Consider the following 20332-nt stretch of genomic DNA (forward strand, 5'->3'; position numbering starts at 1 on the left):
TTTGATTTGCTATTTTTTGCCTTGTGGAAATAAAAGCATAAGGCCCAAAAGCCGGGGCTTTTGGGCCTTAAAACCTATCGTCTTTCCCGTCGGAACGGCCGCAGCTTTTCCTCGGTCAGTTGGGCTGTATGCAATTCATAGCGTGACAAGGCAAAGAACAGGTCGGATAAGCGATTGATGTATTTCAGAATAAACTCCTCCACAGGATCCTCCCTGTGCAAGGTGAACAATCTCCGCTCCGCCGTCCTTAGTGTGGTGCGCACCACATGGCATAGGGCCGAGACTTCATTGCCTCCGGGAAGAATGAACCAATCATGGGGTTCAGGCATTTCATTCAAGATCTTATCGATCCAATGCTCGCAAAACCCTTCTCCATCCACTGGCCGTGCAACCTTGTTTTCTTCCCTTTTGGAGGAGTGTGTGGCAATGTGCGACATCATGTCCATGATGTCGGTTTGAATTTTAAATAAACCCTTCTGCCATGCATGATTTTCGTCCAGTTTAGAACGCAGCAAGCCGATAAAGGAATTGGCTTCATCTAATTGGCCATTGCTTTCAATTCTTATGTCGTCCTTTTTGCAGGACATATTTCCGAAAATTTTGGTCAATCCCTTATCTCCGGTACGTGTGTAGATTCTCATATTTCTTATCTTTTTAGTGCTGTTATTTAACTGGTTAACGACCCCTGATTTCCAGGGTGAGTGAGTTGTTATGACTTTCCCAACGGTTGCTGCCGATGTTTTCATGTATGGTAACAAACAAAAGAACCAATCCCGGCTTTTCAGGAATAAAAGTGCAGAGACCGTCACCATCGGCGAAGACATTATTTCTTCTTTGGTTCTCCACGTCGTATAAATCGACGGGGTTATCCAGGACATAGTGCTCATTGTCGTAGGCCACCACCATTCGCGCATGGGCAACCGCTTGTCCGTCACGCAAAACCCTGAAGTTAACAGGTTCACCTACTTTAAGGGCATTGGGTGGGGACAAAGGAATAATTTCCACACCATGGTTCAAAGGTGTTGGCGTATAGTCGGGCTTACCTTTACAGACATAGGTGTCGGCGCTGCTGAAATACTGCAGGGTTATCTTCTTTCCTGCCACCCTTAAGGTATCGTCCGAGAAGTATTTTTTCCCATCCTCGGTTTCCACCCCCCGGTATTGGGGACCCTTTCGGGGTGCGGCATGTATCCGGTAGGTTCCCGAATCGGCAATAAGGGGTTCCAAATAAACAGCCGCACTGGTTTTTGCAGCAGGTGCAATTGTTGATTGATCCCCATGGGGATCAATCAGGTAATAAACAGGAGCATGCATGGCAAAATCTGCCTGAAAAGGATCTTCGGTGAAAGAGGACTCAACCTGAAATCGATTGTGCAGAACAACAAATTGATTCGGCTTCAGAAAAGGCACATGGGCGCTAAAAGCGACAAAAGCGAGCAAGGGAAAAAGAAAGAGAATAATAGTTTTAATTTTCATGGTATCAGCATTTAAAAATTTAGAAAGAGTAACTGTAAGAGGCCATTAACATACGCCCGGGCATATTGTAGCCATCTTTTTCAGTGTAGTTTTCGTTAAAGATGTTTGAAACAGTTATACCAAACCGATAATTGTTAACCGAATAGGCTACTGAGTAATCAAATACCAAATATTCGGGGTGTTGTAGAATTTTATCTTTTGCCGTATAACCCCCATTTGTATAATAATGCTCGGCAGTCAGGCCGGGACGTAACTTTGAAAAGTTGTCTTTTTCTAATCTGGAACCAATATATCTGGCGTGCAAGCGCGTTATAAGGCCTTTATAATTATCATACACCACACCGAAATTGGCATTGCTTTTTCTTGCATACAGCAAGTCGCGGGTTACTATACTGTCCTTCCCTCCACTTGAAACAAAGGTTTCATCAACCGTATTATTAAAAATATAAGTCAGATTCCCATAAATCTCCAACTTAAATTCATTGCCGAACAAAGCCCCCAGATTGGTTGAAGAAACCAGTTCCATCCCATTCATGGCCGAATTGTTGGCGTTTTTATAGGAGGTAACATCATAAGCCACCTTGTTCTGATTCACAACGACTGAGTCAAGCGTTGTTTCAATAATCTTGTCACTGTGTTGGGTGGCAAAATAGGTTAAATCAAGAAACAGGAATTTATTGGGCGTTGAATAGCTTACGCCTAAATCGATGGTTGATGAGGATTCGGGTTTTAAGTCGGGATTCCCCATGTAATTTTTGACCCACCAATAATCCCATGCAGCCAGGTATTCTGAGACGGCATAAAAGCCTGCGACTCTAAAAGCATCGGGCACAGAAAAACCGGTACCATAACTACTGTGCAGTTTCACGTTACCTGGAAGTTTATATTGGACGCCCAACGAAGGATTTAAATTATGATAGGTTTCAGAACCACCGGTTCCCTGAAGAGAATCGTTCTTCTCGATATTATAGGAGATGTCGTTGTATCTCAGTCCGCCATTCACATCTAAACCTCCATTGCTGTAGGTCACTTGCGAAAACATGGCAGCCTTGGTGTTTTGGTGATTTGGGGAATAAGGATTTGTTGGGGTGGCCTTGCCTTTAAACCGGTCCGACTCGTAACGGTAAACATCCAGATCTGCACCTGCTACAATTTTAAAATGGCCCAGTGAAAAATTGTCGTGCATCTTAAAACCGTACTCCCGTAGGTTGCTGTTAAAGGAGACAAAGCTTGAATCAGAATTGTCTGTGTAGTTGGCGTTGGCTTCTTGGGTAAAATACGGACTGAAATAGAAATTACTGTTATCGGTCTTTCTCCTCAAAGTTCCATACAGGTTAATTCTGTCAATGTCCTTTTTGCTTTGCCCATAGCTTCCCCAATAATTGCCGGGCGTTTTTATGTCGTTGGCATTGAAATAGATCAAATCAAAACCGGTTGCCCACCGGTCGCTGATATTGAACACATATTGACCATTCACCTGGTTGTACTGCCAGGTGGAATTTTTCATTACATCTCCAAAGGAGGCCTTGTCTAGCATCGACTTCCCCTTCTCTGACATTTTCAACATGTTGCTGTTCCCAATCCTATAATCGAGCCTTTGTTCATTTCGGGTAAATCCTATGCGAAACAGCGATTTTGTACTCAAAATCCCGTTAACGCTGCCGCTCAATTTTAAGTTCCCATAACTACCAAAGCCCACTTCTGCGCTACCGGTATTTTTGGCAACAGGACTTTTGGTAATGATGTTGATTACCCCTCCCATGGCATCAGAACCGTATAATGTGGAATAGGGGCCCTTTATAATCTCAACCCTTTCCACAAGATCTTTATCCAAACAGCTGATGTTGGTGGTGCCCAATGGGTTTCCATTCAAGAGCAAAAGCGTGTAACTTCGGGCGTGCGCACTGGGCGAAAATCCCCTCATGCCAATGGTTGAAGACAATCCCGGATATTGGATGATATCAAGGTTTGCTGAGGTTTTAAGGACATCGGCCATGTTACTTAAAGGCAGGGACTGCAACATGCCCTTATCTATGATTTCCACCTTTTGGGGTATGTTTTTAAGTTGTGTATTGGCGCGGGTGGAAGACACCACCACCTCATCCAGATTGTACTGCCTGACAGAATCCTGTTCTTGTGAAAACACAAGGTTCACTATAAGGCATAGCATGCCCATTAGAAATAGTTTCTTCATTTTTTAAAAGTTTATAGTTTAACAATAAAAAACCATAAACCTTCGGTAGTTCCGGGTTACATCCCGGGCCGCAACATGGAACAGTGGATTGTGATTTATTTTTTATAGAAAAATCACACCGCTTTTATCCCGAAAGCTATGATAAAAATGAATCTGGCAGGTCTTCTGGCTTATCCTGTTTTGAGGCCTTCCCATCCCGAGGCATCGGAACAGTGGCAAGAGTTTCTCAAAACATTCCCGTTTGAACAGGAAAATGGACTTACAGCTGCGGGTACAGCTCCGGAATTTTCATTTTACTGAACCACCGGATTCCCTTTTCATTCCGATCTTGAAAAAGATCGGAACACCAAAATTCATCACAATATTATAATTTAGTTGTTCAATTTGCCAGTATCAACCAACATACTGAATTTTTGGTCTTACATCATTTATTCATTTAATGGTATGAAAATGTGATGGTCCTTCTCGTAAGGTTGTCCCTTCTCATATTTTACCGGATTGGAAAAAAGAGGACCATCATAAACAAAAGTATGATACTCTCCATTTTCGGCACAAGGTCGATGTCTTCCACGGTCGTTATGTCATTAAAAAAGGACCTGTCTAATTCCCGGCCGATCCAGTTTTTATCGAGCTTGTGCGTATTAATAGCTACGGTAAAGGCTTTAAATCCTTCCTCAATAAATTCCTTCAAAAGCGCTTTCGTATCGTTTTCCCAGAGCGGAAAAATGGGGTCCATATCCAGTTCTTTACAAACCCGCTCGATCCATTTTCGGTGTTCTACAAGATAAATATCCCCAAATACACCGGCTGTAACACCTTCTTTTTTTAGGTCAGCTATTACCGCTTTAAAACAGCTTTCATATCCCGTAAAATCAGTAGCTTGCTGTACTATTGGAATGTTCATGGCCTGTGCCTGACTTCGAATGAAGCTTTTGTTTATACCATGTGAACGAGAATGCTCACCGTCGGCATCGCACATGTTTACCAGATACGCCATCTCATGGTCTATGGTTTGAAGGTACCGATATACTGCAAGCATGCAGTCTTTACCTCCACTCCAGGACGCAAATGCTTTCATAATAATGATTTTTCACCTCTGAGAAATAGGATAAACCGATGAAATAAACTCAAAAGAGCCATTTCATTACAGTGATTCAGAACTTTTCTCCCGAAGTTTGAATTAATAATTTACCTTTTGGCAGGTCTTCTGGCTTGTCCTGTCTTGAGGCCTTCCCATCCCTTAACTGAGGGACAGTGGCAAGAGTTTTCTCAAAACATTTCCGTTTACACGGAAAAAAGGACTTACAGCTGCGGGTACAGCTCCGGAATTTTCACTTTACTGAAGCACCGGATTCCCATTTTAAGGTTTTTCCTAAAAGGAAAAATCCACCAAAACGATGCGAAGATAGTTATTTTTTGATAATCCCATCATAATTCCCGGAAAATGGAAGTGATTTGGCGGGTGGGGTTAATGTTCAATGACAACAGCTGAATTTTTAATGTTTTTCTGGCCCCTCCCGGGGCAGGTGAGCCCATAAATTCTTCGCGATAGTGGGGGAGGTATTCAGTTAATGAAACAACATTCACGCATTTTGTTGTAGAAAAAATAATATGATATAGCTGTATTTGCACATTAAGTCGTAATTTACTTGATTTTCTGTGCGTAATTAGCTACATTTGGGTTGTGATATGTATGACTTGAGCAAATATGGCAATATCCCCATTGAATCTTCCGTATTGCAAGAAGCAATGGCCGCGTACAGTTCTCCCAACGACCGCATTAGTCGCTTGGAGAGCGATGGGCAGCTCATTCGCCTAAAAAGGGGGCTGTATGTTGTAGATCCGAACGTTTCAGGTGTATTGCTTTCATCCGAACTTATTGCTAATAGAATTTACGGACCATCTTACGTTTCAATGCAAAGTGCATTGCGCTTCCATGCCCTTATTCCGGAAAGGGTGACAGTAATGGTTTCGGCTACTACAAAAAGAGCCAGAAACTTTCAAAATAGTTTGGGGTTATTTGAGTATGAAAGTGTTCCGCCTAAATATTTTTCAGTGGGCATACAGCAACTTATACACGAAAACAGCTATGCCTTTTTAATTGCCAGCCCTGAAAAAGCCATCTGCGATCTGTTAATAACTACTTCGGGGCTGCGGCTGCAATCAAGGCGGGCAGCATACAATTATCTTGTCGAGGATATGCGCATAGACTTAGACGAAAGGCCAAGTTGGGATACTGAAATATTCCGCCAATGTGCAGAATTCGGAAGAAAAGGAAGAGAGCTGTTGTTTATTGAAAACGTTTTAAGAAATGGCTGATATTATTCATCAAATGTTGTCGAAATACGACAATCAGATTACAAACCTGCAGGACAGGCATAATGCATGGTAGAAATCATGCAACAAGTGTGTTTGTCCGGTCTTAGTCGTGGAGGCTTTTTTCAGAAGGCTGCTTTTTACGGAGGCACCTGCCTGAGGATTTTTCATGGTTTGAACCGTTTTTCTGAAGATCTGGATTTTTCCCTGATCGATAAAAAAAGTTCCTTGTCATTGGAAGATTATTTTGAGGATATTGTTCGTGAATTTCAAGGACTGGGAAGGGAAGTGGAAATTTCAAAAAGAACTAAAAGGAACTTCACCAATGTAGAATCGGCTTTTTTAAAAGACAACACTGATGTTATAAATCTTAAATTTCAAACGGAACCATCTATTAAAATCAAGCTCGAGGTAGATACCACACCTCCAGGTTTGTTTTCTACCGAACATAAATTATTAATGCTACCCTACTCTTTTATGGTTCGGTGCTATACCTTACCAGACCTGTTTGCCGGAAAGATGCATGCTTTATTATTCAGAAAATGGAATAACAGAATTAAAGGGCGTGACTGGTACGATTTTGAGTGGTACCTTAGAAATAACATCCCCTTAAATTTTGCGCATTTTACAGAGCGCGCGGTTCAAAGTGAAGGATTTTCCAAGGACTTTATCACCAGAGAAACATTTAGGGAGTTTCTGAAAGAAAAAATTAACACAACCAATATAAAGGAAGTAAAACAAGATGTTCTTCGTTTTGTAAAAATTCCTAAAGAGTTGGATATATGGTCGAAAGACTATTTTTTGCAGTTAGCCGAGAGGGTTTCGATTGTCGATTGAGCGAATAATTTCTGGCAAATTTAGCGCCATGACTTTCTTAGCCATGGCCCACCAGCATGATTGATTCCAATTATGGGCGTGCTATTAAACATCAGACAGGATGGATAATCAAGAGGCAGATAGCGTTTACTGATCAGACGGTCGTTTATTCTACTGAAGGTTCTGAACTGTTACCATGAAAATTGAAATGATTTGGCAACAAATCGTAAAATGTTGCGTATGAAATTTAGGATAATCGACCTATTGGTTCAATATACGTAATTAGATGCCCTGTTTAAAAATGCTGAAGTTGGCGATACATATATTACCAAGGTAGCGCTTCCCAATCAATCCGTACTATATGGACTGATGTCGGCCAATTTCAAGAATTATAAATTTGAAATTATAGATGTGAAATAGATAGTTGTTTGTACCCATTGTCGAAATAAAACCTTAATCCTATGAAATACTCCATAATTGCTGTTCTAATTCTATTCCTTGCTGTAGCGGGTTGCCAAAAACCGATCGAAGATTCGCAGTTAGTAATTTAGAAACTAAGGTTAATCCCATTTTAATTACCGGAAAATGGAAATGATTTGGCTGGTGGGGATAGGTTATCTTTCTTTGTGCTGAGGGGTCAAATAAAAAAGTTTAACGAACTATTACCTCTAATTTCGCTTCTTTAATTCCAAAAATTTCCTGTATTGTTCCTGGTAGAAGCTGGCGCTATCCTTATTGGGTTCAATTAAAATGGGCGAATAGTCAATATTTGTTCTGGCTGCTTCAGGATTTTTAAAAACACCGGCACCTGAAAAGACGAAGAGGGCAGCACCTAAGACAGTGGTTTCATTTTGTTGAATTAACTGGACCGGTACCTGGCAGACGTCGGCTCTTATTTGGTTCCAGATCCTGTTTTTGGATCCACCACCTACGCAGATGATCCGGTCGGTATTAAATCCACCGGCGCTTTGGAGTATTTCCAGACTTTCCCGCAATCTGAATGCCAGCCTTCGAGCAGCGCCCGGTATATTTCAGCACGGGAGGTTTGCAGGGTTAAGCCTTTGATGACGCCGCCTGATTGGCCGCCGTCGGTCAAGAAGCCGGGATCGATGATTAAGCCGTGTTGATGCGGCAGCACCGCTTCCGCCTCTTCAATCATGGTTTGGTACAATTCATCCCCTTTCAGTCCGGGATAAAAGTGGCGCGAAAACCATTCCAATACGCCCGACCCCAGCCAGTTTTGACCGATGGTGTAGCGACCGGGCCGGGCATCGGCCTCGGTGGTTAAGCCGGCCTTCAGTTCTTCGGATGAGGAGCTGAAATGCGCACTGCGGGCCATCAGTATTTCCCAGGTGCCTGAGCTCAAAACCGGCTGATTTAAGTCGGCACCCGAGCCAAAAATGGCAAATTGGGTGTCGTGGCCGGTCAGAAAAAGAGGGACGCCTTCCGGGATGCCTGTTGCCTCAGCTCCTGTGGCACTTACTGAACCTACACAATCCCCCGGTTCACCGATATTCCCGAAAAGCGCTTTTGGTAAGTCAAAGGCCTTTAAAATATCCTCCGAAATACCTCGGTTTTTCAGATCGGCCATCATGGAAGTGCCCAGCATGGTGCTGTCATTGGTAGGTTCTGCTCCCAGCTGTTTTAAAAATAAGGATGGCATGAACAAAAACTGGCTGGCTTTTTCAATGACTTCCGGATGGTTTTCCTTAAACCAGACCATCTTTGCGATGGTGTTAAAAGCATACGGAAAAACGCCACTGATTCTGTACAATTCCTCCACCGCCATATAGCGGTGGATGTTGGTCATTATGGATTCCAAACGGGGACATTGCCAGGATATGACCGGATAAAGCTGTTTCCCGGCTTCATCCACAAAAGTGCCATCCACGCCAAAAGTAGTAACCGTAACCCCTACAATATCTTCATCATTTATTTGGGCCACGACTTGTTTGCTGGCCTCAGTAAATTTCTGCCACAAATTTTCCACATTCCATATTCTGCCTCCGGTATGATTCGGATCCTCCTCGGTAGCGTTGGGTAGCGACTTCGAAGCGCGTATTTGACCATGGGCATCCATGGCGATGACCCGGATGTTGGTGGCCCCGCAATCAAATACAATGGCGATGTTGTCTTTTTTGTTCATTTTATGCTGAATTCTAACTGTCCTGCTATTACGACAAGACTTTCAAATATTTTGAATCCAAGGAATTAGAACGAAGTGAAATTCCGGTGACAAACACTTATCTGCTTCGGAATAGCTTTCGTAAATGACTGTTTCAAAATTGAGAATGACAGTCTATCCCCATTTTTCGGGACCGTATTAACGACTACTTAAAGCGGTACAAGGGTCCATAAGTGGCACAAGCCCTGTAATCCGATCCTTCCTTGTCCTCTCCAAAAGAAGCCCAGGCGCTGGGTCGGAAAACCTTATCTGTATCCACATTGTGCATGGAAACCGGAATTCTTAGCATGGAAGCAAGGGTGATCAAGTCGGCACCAATATGTCCATAACTGATGGCGCCATGATTGGCGCCCCATTTGGCCATGACCTCATAGACGTCCTTAAAGGCGCCTGAACCTGAGGTTCTGGGCACAAACCAGGTGGTTGGCCAGGTGGGATTGGTGCGCTGGTCCAATACCGCATGGATATCTTCCGGCACATCTACTGTCCAGCCTTCTGCAATCTGCAATACCGGGCCCAGGCCTTCAACCAGATTGAGTCGGCTCATGGTTACCGGCATTTCTCCGGAGGTCTTAAATTGAGAAGAATAACCGCCCCCTCTGAAATATTCCCGGTCGGCCTGGGGCCAGGAGGTATGCTCCAGACAGCGTTTCATTTCCTCCTCGGTGATCTCCCAGTAGGGCTTCATGACCGGTTTTCCCTCTGCATTTCTTTGTTGGGCCGTGGCGTCCAACGTGGTTGAGCCTGAATTGATGAGGTGAATAATGCCGTTGGCGGCTTTTCCACTTAAGGTTTTTCCGGTCACCCGCTTGACGGCATCGGGACTCCAATACGTCCGCACATCCGAAAATATTTGTGAGGTATTGGTCAGTAAGTGCCCAAAAAGCATGGAAACGCCGTTGAGGCCATCGTTTTCGGTAGCTACCACAAAGGCCTGGCGAATGCCATTCCAGTCGAAGGAAGAATTTAGAATGGCCTCCGAAAAGTCCGCATTGGGCTGATAGTCGGTCCACTGCCGCTGTCCCTGAAAGCCAGAGACAATCGCGTTGCGTCCCAGACCTTCTTCCCGGTGCCCTTTGTCGATCAGCTTTTGATTGCCAATCATCAGGTCCCGGATGATGAGGGTCATTTTGATAACGGTTTCCCATTCATGTTGCTTTCGGTCAGCATCCCTCTGGTTATGGGCCTTGTTGTAATCTTTTCCTTCCTTGCAATTCAGGCGGGTCCACTCCAAGGCCTTCATGAACTCATCCTGGTCATAGATTTCTTCATCTATCCGACGAAGAATTTCGGTGGAATCCACAAACTCTGTCCGCATGCCCAGATAGTCGTTGAAAAATTGCGGGTTGATCATAGATCCGGCAATACCCATGGAGCTGTATCCAATGGATAAATAGGATTTGCCTTGTATTTGTGCGACGACGAGGGCCGATTTTACAAAGCGCAAAATCTTTTCCTGTACATCAAGGGGGATGCTTAGATCGTCGGCATCCTGGACTTCCCGTCCATAAATGCCAAAGGTTGGCAGGCCTCGCTGCGTGTATCCGGCCAAAGCAGCTGCCAGATATACCGCACCCGGTCGCTCCGTGCCATTGAAACCCCATACGGCTTTAGGAATGAGCGGATCCGTATCCATTACCTCGGTACCATAGCACCAACAGGAGGTGACGGTCAAGGAAACCCCGACACCTTCTTTTCTGAACTTCTCGGAACACATGGCCGCTTCGGCCACTCCGCCAATGGTGGTGTCTGCAATGACGCACTCTACTTGTTCGCCACTGGCAAAACGGACCTCGTCTTCAATTAACTTAGCTGCTTTATGGGCCAGAGCCATTACCTGCTCCTCCAAAGATTCGCGCACACCGCGTTCCCGACCGTCTATAACGGGACGGATTCCGATTTTGGGTAAACTACCAATTAACCTGTTGGCCATAGCTATATGATTTTAATTTTTTAAACTTTTGTATCATGCAAAGCTGGGTTTTATTATTGTGCTAAAAAATGTTTAAATTTGATTATTCTATATCTGTTTTAAACATTTAGGTTGATGGAGCATGTTTTCTATAAAAAGCCGGATGCAGGTGATCCTTCGGATGTCTTGCAACTCTTTCCGCGGTATAATCTGCAAATTCTCTGTTGTAGATATTGGTGGCTCAAAAAATGGGAGTTTAAAGAGTTGGCTTTTCCCTATTGGCGCATTTACTACAATAAGATAGCCGGTGCCAGTATCAGGCACAATGGCAGGGTTTACGAACTGAACCCGGACAGTATTGTGCTGATTGCACCGAACACCTCCTTTCAAAGCAGTCTGACAGGAAAGCTGGCTCCGGATAAGGAATACGAGCTGGAGGGTGGGCGTATTGACGATGGAATGAACGAGCAGGAGATCATCGAAAACGGTAGCATTCCCCATCTGTTTATCCATTTCAATCTGGGCATGCCCTACGACCATATTCCACCCGGAGTATTTGTATCTGAATTAAACCAATCGATAGAGCGGCGGGTGAAGACCATTGTCGATCATTTACAAAAGGATTTCCGGCGTTTCAGTTTTTATTCTTCTCTGGATGTACAAGCGCTCATTGCCGAACTGTTGGCGGACATTCCCAAATCAAAGTGGGATCTGATTTCAAAGGATCACCGGATTCTCAACGTGTTGAGTCACATAGAGAGAAATCTGAACAGAGATTTAAACAACCAGGTTCTGGCCCAAACAACCAGCATGGCCACCAATGCCTTTACTCGTCTCTTTACCGCCGAAACGGGTTTATCTCCCCAGAGATACATCAAGAAGAAGCGCATCGAAGAGGCCTGCATCCTTTTGCACCACTCTGATTTTACCATTGACCAGATTGCCGTGAAGTGTGGTTTTGCCGACCGCTTCCATTTTTCCCGGATATTCAAACAAATAACCAATATTCCACCTGCCTGGTATCGAAAGGGCTTTGTCCAATAATGGAAGGGTGTCTGAGCAAGGTGTTTTTCATGAGAAATGTATCGATTGGGATGGGTTCAATGCTTTAAAATGCCCTTTAATAAGAAATTATTGATTTTCGATTAGGCAGTTGTTGAAGCATAAAAATGAAACAAAAATGTGAAGTAAGAGTATTGTTATAAAGCCTTACAGCTTTTTATGGGCATTAATGAAAACATTATGAATAAGTCTTTACTATTCCTGCTGGTATGCTATTTGTTTATAAATCCTGAATTGTATTCTCAAGGGTTTATCCACCCCGGATTGTTGCATAAGGAAGAAGATTTTGAACGAATAAAGTCCCAATTGGCAGAGGGGCATCCGGCTGTTGTTCAAGGCTACGAAAATCTTAAGGCCAACGAATGGTCGCAGTCGAATGTAGGCACCTGGCCCACCGAAACAATAAAGCGGGGTATTGCCGGTGATGAAAATTACATGAATGCCGCCCGGGGAGCAGCGGCAGCTTACCAGAATGCTCTACGCTGGAAAATAAGTGGCGAACAGGCCCATGCCGACAGAGCTGTATATATTTTAAATGCCTGGGCATCCACCTGTACAGGGATTCATGGAAATACCAATATGTCATTGGCAAGTGGGATATACGGTTACGAATTTGCCAATGCGGCCGAGCTGATGCGCGACTATGAAGGTTGGGAGCGTTCAGATTTTAAAAAGTTTCAGGAATTTATGATGCGAGTGTTTTATCCCACGGCCATTGACTTTTTGAAAAGACGTCATGATACTTGGGGGAGGGGATTCCCGGGTCATTACTGGGCCAATTGGGGTTTGTGTAATGCATTGACTGTGATGAGTATTGGTGTTTTGTGTGACGATGTATTTGTTTACAACCAGGGCGTCTCTTTTTACAAATACGATAAAGTGGGAACGTTCACTGAAAATCGTGAATCGCCTGTTGAAAATGATGGCTTGAACGAGTTTTTGGGTAATCTGGTACCCATCCTTTATGCGGATGAAAGGGGACCATTTGGCTTTTTGGGCCAATGTCAGGAATCAGGTCGCGATCAGGGACATTCAACCATGTCCATGGGACTGGCCGTGGATATATCACAAACAGGCTGGAACCAGGGGGACGATCTGTTTGCCCATATGGACAATCGCCTCGTGGCCGGATTGGAATATGTCGCCGCCTACAATTCTGGGGTGGATGAGCTGCCATGGGCTGAGTATAGGTACCGCAGTGTAGGAACCGCGGCTCACCTGGCTTGGATACAAACCTGGAACAATGAACACGCCAGAGGTCAGTTTCGCCCTTATTGGGACAGGGTTATTGGTCACTACTCTGGAATAAAGGGTATTGTCATGCCTTTTTCTGAAGATATGAGTAATTTGGTGGTAGCTGACGCCGGAGGCAGTGGTGGAACAAGCGGGGGATACGATCATCTGGGCTATTCCACCCTCACCAGTACCCGCCCGGCTGTCACTACGGACATGGCTCCCACCACCATACATTCAACCATCAATTATCAGGGTGAAACGGTGGAGCGGGGTGAATTGATGAATGTAGTTCCCGGAAGTGCTTTGAAATTTATTCCTGTTTTGCCTGATGGAGAAGTCGATACCGGAATTTGGGAATGGAACACAGGGGTTACCGGCAAAGATTTGGAAATCACTGCTGACAGTAGTGGCCTTTACAGGGTTTACTATACCAATTCCCGGGGGATAACCAGTACTCAGTTGTTTAGTGTGGCTGTGGATGGAGACGCGTGGCCAGATGCCTATACTACTTTTATAAAAGTGGACGGTGAAATAGTCAATGATAGCACCATAACCGTTCCCCAGTTTTCTCAATTTGAATTGCGGGTGGAGTCGTCGTCCCGGCAATCAACTTATGAATGGAGTACAGGAGAAACATCGCCTGCCATTTTTGTGGAAGTGGATAATACAGACCAGATTATTTCAGTTGTTGGAACAAATCAGGCAGGTGTAGAGGTCCAAATAAACTTTCATATTAAGGTCGGAAACGTTGGGCCAGGTTATACGGTTAATAATGGGCCCATTCAAAACGGTAGTCAAGTGGTTGTTTTAGCCGGACAATCCCTTGAACTTATACCCGTGTTAAAACCCGGGGTGGAAGGTGGGACCTGGACCTGGAGCGACGGGAGTAAGGACGCAACGAAAGGATTGGACAACGTGGAAGCTTCTTCGGAAATTTCGGTTAGTTATGCTTACGAGGGAGAAGTATATACAGTCGATTATCAGATTTTTGTGTTGCCATTTGCCGGTGCCCATGGGTATTGGCCCATGGATGAAGATGAGGGAAACGTTGTTCATGATATCTGGGCCGGTAAAGATGCTCTAATGAACCTGGGAGGATGGACCAATGGAATGGCCAACAGCTGTATTTCATTAATGGGCTACTCCACTTCTTACATTCAGCTACCCACAGGATTTATCAGTTCTTTAGATGATTTTACCATTGCTATTTGGGTGAAACCCGATGCACTGGAGAGCTGGAGCCGTGTGTGGGATTTTGGAAGAGGGACGGATTTCAATATGTTTCTGACGGCCAGTGCTGAAGGGAATAATAATTCTTTTCGCTTTGCCATTAAGGCCGGAGGCGCTGAGGAGCAAATTAACACTTCTCATGTGCTGGAGATGGGAAAATGGAGCCATTTAACCGTGACCAGGACAGGCAATGTGGGGGTGATGTATCTTAATGGTGAAGAAGTCGGACGTAACCCTAATATGACGCTCTTTCCATCGGATTTGGGATTAACGGACCAGAATTATTTGGGTAAATCGCAATGGCCCGATCCCATGTTTAAAGGGGCTGTTGATGAACTTCGCATATACAGCAGGGCTTTGAGTCAGAGTGAAGTCGAGGCAGTTAAGAACCATGCACTTGTAGGCACAAAAACCGAAAAGATGGTTGAGATGGATTGGAAGTTTTTCCCAAATCCGGTGAAAAATAAGTTGATGTTGGAGCTGGGCCATGGACCAGCAGCTGAAGTTGAGATCAATGTTATGGATATAAGTGGATCAACCCGGGTTTTGGAGGTTAAGCAGGAAGCCCAACACCTTATTGTTGATATGCGGGAGCTGCCCGCTGGCATTTACTTTATTGAAATCCTTAGTAACGAAGCACGTCTGGTGAAAAAGGTTGTCAAGAAATAATTTTCCTGACAACCCGATTTTTCCGATTGACCTTACAACGCGCCTTCAATCTTTAACACAACCACGCCTTCTCCTTCAAAATCAACAGACAAACCTTCCTTTTTTTGTTTCCAGGTCGGGGTTTTGGTAGCCCCCAATTGAGAGATTTGTTTGATTTTCCGTCCATTTAATAATGGAGAATCCTTTGCAAGGGAGGCGATGTTTACAGTGGTGGTTCCCTTGGAATCCATTACGATGGCATACAAAACGTCGCCTTTGGTGGTGAAGCGGATGTCCTCATTGGTGTAATGGCCACTGCCGGGCTCGTTAAATCCCTGGCCTTTCATGGCAGAACCTTTAACCGACGGACCTTCACCAAAGACTTTCCAGGGGCGGGTGTCAAAAACACTTTCACTATTAACGGACATCCATTCACCTATTTCCTCTACGATTTTTTCGGCTTTGTCATCGATGGAACCGTTTCCTCGCAAGGGAACACTTAATAATAGATTGCCGTTTTTGCTCACGATGTCCATCAGCAATTGAACAACCAGTTGACTTTTTTTATAGCCATCCCGGTTATACAATCCCCGGTCGTAGTGCCAGCCGCCCAGACAGGTGCAGCATTGCCACGTATAAGGCAGGATCTCGTTGGGGATGCCTTTTTCTATGTCCCAAACAATGGCTTTGCGTTGGTCTTCTGACAAGATTTTACCAAAAACAACGGCGTTCAGCTGCCCGTCGTGCCATATGGCATTTCGGTTGTAGAAGTTGGCCGTGAATTGTAGTCCGGCATCACTGACTGGCCAAAGGGGCAGGCAGTATCGTCAAAGTAGACCAGGTCTGGTTGATACTTGTTGATCATATCCATGGCTCGGTTGTAAAAATTATCACTATAAGCCTGATCAGGTAAACTGGCTCCCTTCCACCAGTTCCACTGACTATGGATGGTTCCCAGATCTTCCCATCCTTCACTGTGGGGATGGCTTTGGGCATAAAGTTCCTGGGGGTCATACCCTTCCCACCAGGTGCCAACACCATCCTCGAGTGTTAAATGACCGTCGTAGGGGATGCCTTCTTTTTCCCCCTTACTGTCGGCTCCGCGAGAGGGCTCATACCAAGTCCAGGCATGGGCCGAGTGTATGCTCAGGCCCAAAGGGAGATCAAACTTTCGGGCCGCTGCTGCCCAACCGGCTATTAAGTCTTTTTTGGGTCCCAGATTAACGGCGTTCCATGCCTGGTATTTACTGTCCCATAAGTCGAAGTTATCATGGTGATTGGCCATGGCAAAGAAGTACTGAGCACCCGCCTTTTTGTATAAGGCCACCAATTTTTCAGGATCCCACTGGTCGGCTTTCCAGTCGTTGATCACATCCTTAAACCCAAATTCTGAGGGATGACCGTACTTTTCTAAGTGGTAATTATATTGCCAGTGCCCTTCAGAATACATGTGTCGCGCGTACCAGTCGCCCGCTTCGGGCTGACTCTGAGGGCCCCAGTGCGCCCATATCCCAAATTTGGCATTTTTATACCACTCGGGCACTTTATATTGCCTTAAAGACTCCCAAGTGGGTTCAAAGACTCCTTCTGCCATGGGTTCCCTGGAAGTGTCCACTTTTACCTCGGGTACTTCATCGGATGAAATAACGACCTGAGCAGGTAAGATGTTTTTAATCAAGAATACACAAATAAGGGACAGCAGGATTGTTTTGGATACTTTCATGTCAATGGTTTTTTATATTAAGTATATCAAATTATCACGGTGAATGGGATGGTTTTTATTAGCCTTCTTCATCAAACACGATGGCTACTTTGCCACATTTGCCTTCATTCATTAGCTGGTAGCTTTATCGGCTTCGTCGAGAGAGAAGCGATGGGTCACCAGATCCTCTGGATGAATGCCCCATCTGACGAGTCTTTCTACGAGTTCTTCCATGCGCCAGACATTGGTCACCCAGGAGCCATAGATGGTGATTTGGTCGTGAATGATGTCGGCACTGGGATTGAATTCCACGGTACCTCCTTCGCCAATCATGACCATCTTGCCCCATTTTCGGGTGGCTCTGATACATAGTTGACGGCCCAGGGTATGACCTGAGCAATCCACGGTCTTTTCAAAGCCCTTTTTTTGGTAGGTGGTGGCCATCACCTGCTCCAGGGTGTCGGTACCCGAAACGAAGGTGTGGTTGGCCAGACCTAATTCTAAAGCCAAATCACATCTTTCCTGGATGGTATCCACCCCAACCAGATGCTGGGCGCCCAAGGCTCTGGCAAGCATAAGCGTGGCCAGTCCAACCGGTCCAAGACCCACCACCAGCACCGCATCGTTGCCGGAAATACCAATTTTCTCCAACCCTTCATAGACTGTTCCAAAGCCACAGGCGATTTGTGCGCCATCGGTATAAGTCAATTCGTCCGGGAGCCATACGCAGTCTTTTTCTTCGGCCACCAGGTAGGGCGCCATGCCGCCATCCCGCTGCCAGCCATAGGCCTGGCGGGTGGGACTGGAACATGAAATCATATAGCCTCTGCGACAATCGTTGCAAACGCCGCAGCCTGAGATGTGGTAAATGACCACCCTGTCGCCTTCTTTGAAGCGCTTGGTGTTGGCGCCGCAGGCGACAATCTGTCCGCAGGGCTCGTGACCGGCAATTTTATTCTGGTAGGCTTCGGGGCCTTTTCCCAGATGCTCTCTGTAAATGGCCCGAATATCGCTGCCACAAATGGTGGAGGCTTTCATTTTTATCAGAACCTCACCCGGACCGGGCTGCGGAACATCTACTTCTCTGAATTCAACAGTGCTGTTGCCCGGTAAATAGGCGGCTTTCATTTTTGTTTCCATTATTTCAGTTTCTTTCGTTTTATTCTGGGATGATGGGGACTTATTGGGTAATGGTTCCATCTAAATCCCACAAATCCTCCAGCCTTTGGCACTCTCCCATAAAAAGACCTGTCCCTTAATGAGTCGGCAGTTTTTATCGATGTCCGCGATTTGCTGCATTTCTTCCGAAGTGATGGGTGCGCCGGTGGTGGCTTTCAGATTGCTGGTGATTTTGGCGGGTGATACCGAGAAAGGAAGCACCACCTGGCCTCTTTGAATGCCCCACTTGATGCAGACTTCAGCCGGATGGATGTTTAACCTTTTGGCTATTTTGACGATGACGGGATCTTCAATGTCCACGGTGTCACTCTCGCTGCGGTCGCGTTCGGGTCGTTTGGGAGAACCAATGGGTGAATATCCGATCGGCTGAATGTCATTCTCAACCATGTAATCCAACAACGCTGGTTGTTGGAAATGGGGATGCAATTCCATTTCATTGACCACCGGCTTTATATGGGCATCTTGAAGCAATAGTTCCATTTTTGGGATGGTCATATTGGAGGTGCCAATGGCTTTCACCCAGCCCCTGGCCACCAACTGTTCCATTTGACGCCATACCGACATGTAGGCTTCGTGCCTGTAGGGGCGGGAAGCCGGATTGCGGGCATCGCCATCGCAGCCCGGGGCATGGTAGTTGGGAAAGGGCCAGTGAACCAGGTACAAATCCAGATAATCCAACTGCAAATCCTTCAGGGATTTTTCACAGGCAGCGACCACTTCGCCTGCGCCATGGGCATCATTCCAAACTTTGGAGGTTATCCAGAGTTCGTCGCGACGCACAACACCCTCTTTAATCAATTGGGCCAGGACACGACCAATCTCTGCTTCATTCATATAAACCGAAGCACAGTCGATGTGCCGGTAACCCTGACGGATGGCAAAATCCACCGCTTCGGCAATTTCCTGCGCATCGTAATTGTCCGAGCCAAAAGTCCCCAAACCAATGGCTGGTATCTGTTGGCCATTGCTTAGCCTTCGTTTGGGAACGCTTTCCGCCAGAGCGGATGCCTTTTGTTCATTTTTCATACTAACGGGATGATTGCTTTTGTAAATGGGCCGTCACCAGACCAAAACGGGCAATGACCACAAAACAGATGAAGGGTAGGATGAATGAAAAATTCACCGCTGGTAAGCCCAACACCGATTCCAAATCAATGATCATACCCTGCAGAGGTGGCATAAGCGCTCCGCCCACAATGGCCATTACCAGACCGGCTGCCCCAAGCGTGGTGTCTTCGCCAATCCCTTCGAGTGAAATGCCGTAAATGGTCGGGAACATCAGCGACATGAAGGCCGATGTGGCGACCAAAGCGTACAAGCCACCCATCCCCTGGATAAAAATGGTCCCGGCGATGGTCATCATACCCCCCATGGCAAAGGCCATCAACAATTTTCGGGCGTTGAAAAAGCGCATCAAAAAGGTGCTGACAAAACGGAACAGGATGAAAAGCCCCATGGCCACCATATTGTAACGCTGTGCTTCCGCTTTCGATAGCCCCAGGTTCTCGGCATAGTGAATGATGAAGGTCCAGCACATAATTTGCACACCCACATAAAATATCTGAGCAATGACGCCTTGTCGGTAAACCACATTTTTGTAAAGTCGCTGAAAGGAGGATTTTACCGACGATTGCGGGTTTTCGCTGCGGGTGTTGGGCATTTTGGCTACCAGAAAGAGAACAATCATTCCGATAACGACAAGGCCCAGGACGACGTAGGGGTTGCGGATAACGGCCAGGTCGTGGGTGCGGATGACCGACTTTTCGGCCAGACTCAGGGTTTCGAAAATTAAATCACCACTACTGTTGCGTAGGTCGGATTGTAAGGAGGCCAGAATGACCTGGGAGGCTATAAACATGCCAAATATGGAGCCCAGGGGATTGAAGGCCTGGGCCAGATTGAGTCTTCGGGTGGAGGTCTCCTCCGCGCCCATCGACAGAATGTAGGGGTTGGCCGTGGTTTCCAGAAAGGCCAGTCCGAAGGTTAAAATGTAGAGCGATGCCAGAAAAAAGCCAAACATTTCGAACTGGGCCGCCGGGATAAAAAGGAGGGCCCCTGTGGCATAGAGTACCAGTCCCAGGATGATGGCTTTTTTATAGCTGTATTTTCGCACAAATAAAGCGGCCGGAATGGCCATGGTGGCGTATCCGCCGTAAAAGGCCATTTGTATCAGCGCGGCTTTGGCATTGGATATCTCCATGATGGTGCGGAAGGCCGCGACCAGGGGATTGGTAATATCATTGGCAAAACCCCACAGGGCAAAGAGACTGGTGACAATGATAAAGGGCACGAGGTACCGTCTTTTCAATTAGTTTTGGTTGAGACATGGTTGAAGTTGGTTTTTTGGGACTGATTAAATGATTTGTCGTTGAAGCC

The 20332-nt window shown here is 45.8% G+C and carries 16 protein-coding genes, 1 pseudogene and 2 riboswitches; of the genes and pseudogenes, 4 read left to right on the forward strand and 13 right to left on the reverse strand.

The window, feature by feature from the left end:
• Nucleotides 1-74: 74 nt before the first annotated feature.
• The 5 genes and pseudogenes from JCM15548_RS12695 to JCM15548_RS12710 form a co-directional block, all read right to left on the reverse strand.
• Complete coding sequence (locus tag JCM15548_RS12695; RefSeq protein WP_062125961.1) at nucleotides 75-641, reverse strand: cob(I)yrinic acid a,c-diamide adenosyltransferase; 567 nt, start codon at nucleotides 639-641, stop codon at nucleotides 75-77.
• Between the two features lie 34 nt (nucleotides 642-675).
• Entirely contained in the window at nucleotides 676-1476 is an 801-nt protein-coding gene (locus tag JCM15548_RS12700) for a DUF4198 domain-containing protein (protein ID WP_173427661.1), read from the reverse strand.
• A gap of 19 nt (nucleotides 1477-1495) precedes the next feature.
• Entirely contained in the window at nucleotides 1496-3670 is a 2175-nt protein-coding gene (locus JCM15548_RS12705; RefSeq protein WP_083985129.1) for a TonB-dependent receptor, read from the reverse strand.
• Nucleotides 3671-3808: 138 nt separating this feature from the next.
• Nucleotides 3809-4036, reverse strand: a riboswitch (cobalamin riboswitch).
• Between the two features lie 62 nt (nucleotides 4037-4098).
• Nucleotides 4099-4194, reverse strand: a pseudogene (locus JCM15548_RS26735) (hypothetical protein); the annotation flags it as partial.
• Nucleotides 4161-4748, reverse strand: coding sequence for a Dph6-related ATP pyrophosphatase (locus JCM15548_RS12710; RefSeq protein ID WP_062125967.1), 588 nt, complete (start codon nucleotides 4746-4748; stop codon nucleotides 4161-4163). The pseudogene JCM15548_RS26735 and the gene JCM15548_RS12710, both read right to left, overlap by 34 nt.
• Nucleotides 4749-4850: 102 nt before the next feature.
• A riboswitch (cobalamin riboswitch) is annotated at nucleotides 4851-5079 on the reverse strand.
• 289 nt (nucleotides 5080-5368) lie between these two features.
• Here JCM15548_RS12710 and JCM15548_RS12715 point away from each other — a divergent pair.
• Both JCM15548_RS12715 and JCM15548_RS12720 read left to right on the forward strand, forming a co-directional pair.
• A complete protein-coding gene (locus JCM15548_RS12715) occupies nucleotides 5369-5989 on the forward strand; it encodes a type IV toxin-antitoxin system AbiEi family antitoxin domain-containing protein (protein ID WP_157482742.1) in 621 nt (206 codons plus the stop codon).
• Nucleotides 5990-6067: 78 nt separating this feature from the next.
• Nucleotides 6068-6823: a nucleotidyl transferase AbiEii/AbiGii toxin family protein gene (locus JCM15548_RS12720; protein WP_227625780.1), complete on the forward strand. Its 756-nt coding sequence runs from the start codon at nucleotides 6068-6070 to the stop codon at nucleotides 6821-6823.
• A gap of 647 nt (nucleotides 6824-7470) precedes the next feature.
• On the opposite strand, the gene JCM15548_RS12725 is transcribed toward JCM15548_RS12720, so the two are convergent.
• The 3 genes from JCM15548_RS12725 to JCM15548_RS12735 all read right to left on the reverse strand — a co-directional run bounded on the left by JCM15548_RS12725 (nucleotide 7471) and on the right by JCM15548_RS12735 (nucleotide 10920).
• The gene (locus JCM15548_RS12725) at nucleotides 7471-7797 is read right to left on the reverse strand and encodes an FGGY-family carbohydrate kinase (protein ID WP_062125973.1); all 327 of its coding nucleotides are present in this window, start codon (nucleotides 7795-7797) and stop codon (nucleotides 7471-7473) included.
• Entirely contained in the window at nucleotides 7731-8948 is a 1218-nt protein-coding gene (locus tag JCM15548_RS12730) for an FGGY family carbohydrate kinase (protein ID WP_062125976.1), read from the reverse strand. The genes JCM15548_RS12725 and JCM15548_RS12730 overlap by 67 nt, the downstream gene beginning before the upstream one ends.
• A 184-nt stretch (nucleotides 8949-9132) precedes the next feature.
• Nucleotides 9133-10920 carry an L-fucose isomerase gene (locus JCM15548_RS12735; RefSeq protein ID WP_062125979.1) on the reverse strand — a complete coding sequence of 596 codons (1788 nt, stop codon included), beginning with the start codon at nucleotides 10918-10920 and terminating at the stop codon, nucleotides 9133-9135.
• 114 nt (nucleotides 10921-11034) lie between these two features.
• On the opposite strand from JCM15548_RS12735, the gene JCM15548_RS12740 reads away from it, so the two are divergent.
• Nucleotides 11035-11943, forward strand: a complete 909-nt coding sequence (locus JCM15548_RS12740; protein ID WP_062125982.1) for a helix-turn-helix domain-containing protein — start codon at nucleotides 11035-11037, stop codon at nucleotides 11941-11943.
• A gap of 198 nt (nucleotides 11944-12141) precedes the next feature.
• Nucleotides 12142-15096, forward strand: coding sequence for a LamG-like jellyroll fold domain-containing protein (locus JCM15548_RS12745; RefSeq protein WP_162198235.1), 2955 nt, complete (start codon nucleotides 12142-12144; stop codon nucleotides 15094-15096).
• Between the two features lie 32 nt (nucleotides 15097-15128).
• Here JCM15548_RS12745 and JCM15548_RS25590 read toward each other — a convergent pair whose 3' ends face one another.
• The 5 genes from JCM15548_RS25590 to fucP all read right to left on the reverse strand — a co-directional run bounded on the left by JCM15548_RS25590 (nucleotide 15129) and on the right by fucP (nucleotide 20264).
• Entirely contained in the window at nucleotides 15129-15782 is a 654-nt protein-coding gene (locus JCM15548_RS25590; protein WP_262487046.1) for an alpha-L-fucosidase, read from the reverse strand.
• 23 nt (nucleotides 15783-15805) lie between these two features.
• The gene (locus JCM15548_RS25595; protein ID WP_262487047.1) at nucleotides 15806-16798 is read right to left on the reverse strand and encodes an alpha-L-fucosidase; all 993 of its coding nucleotides are present in this window, start codon (nucleotides 16796-16798) and stop codon (nucleotides 15806-15808) included.
• A 111-nt stretch (nucleotides 16799-16909) separates the two neighbouring features.
• The gene (locus JCM15548_RS12755; RefSeq protein WP_227625781.1) at nucleotides 16910-17917 is read right to left on the reverse strand and encodes a zinc-dependent alcohol dehydrogenase family protein; all 1008 of its coding nucleotides are present in this window, start codon (nucleotides 17915-17917) and stop codon (nucleotides 16910-16912) included.
• Between the two features lie 60 nt (nucleotides 17918-17977).
• Nucleotides 17978-18982, reverse strand: coding sequence for an aldo/keto reductase (locus tag JCM15548_RS12760; protein WP_157482744.1), 1005 nt, complete (start codon nucleotides 18980-18982; stop codon nucleotides 17978-17980).
• A gap of 1 nt (nucleotide 18983) precedes the next feature.
• The gene (gene fucP, locus JCM15548_RS12765; RefSeq protein WP_062125988.1) at nucleotides 18984-20264 is read right to left on the reverse strand and encodes an L-fucose:H+ symporter permease; all 1281 of its coding nucleotides are present in this window, start codon (nucleotides 20262-20264) and stop codon (nucleotides 18984-18986) included.
• Nucleotides 20265-20332 lie beyond the last annotated feature (68 nt).

The organism is Geofilum rubicundum JCM 15548 (assembly GCF_000974365.1).
GTDB classification, from domain to species: Bacteria; Bacteroidota; Bacteroidia; order Bacteroidales; family Marinilabiliaceae; genus Geofilum; species Geofilum rubicundum.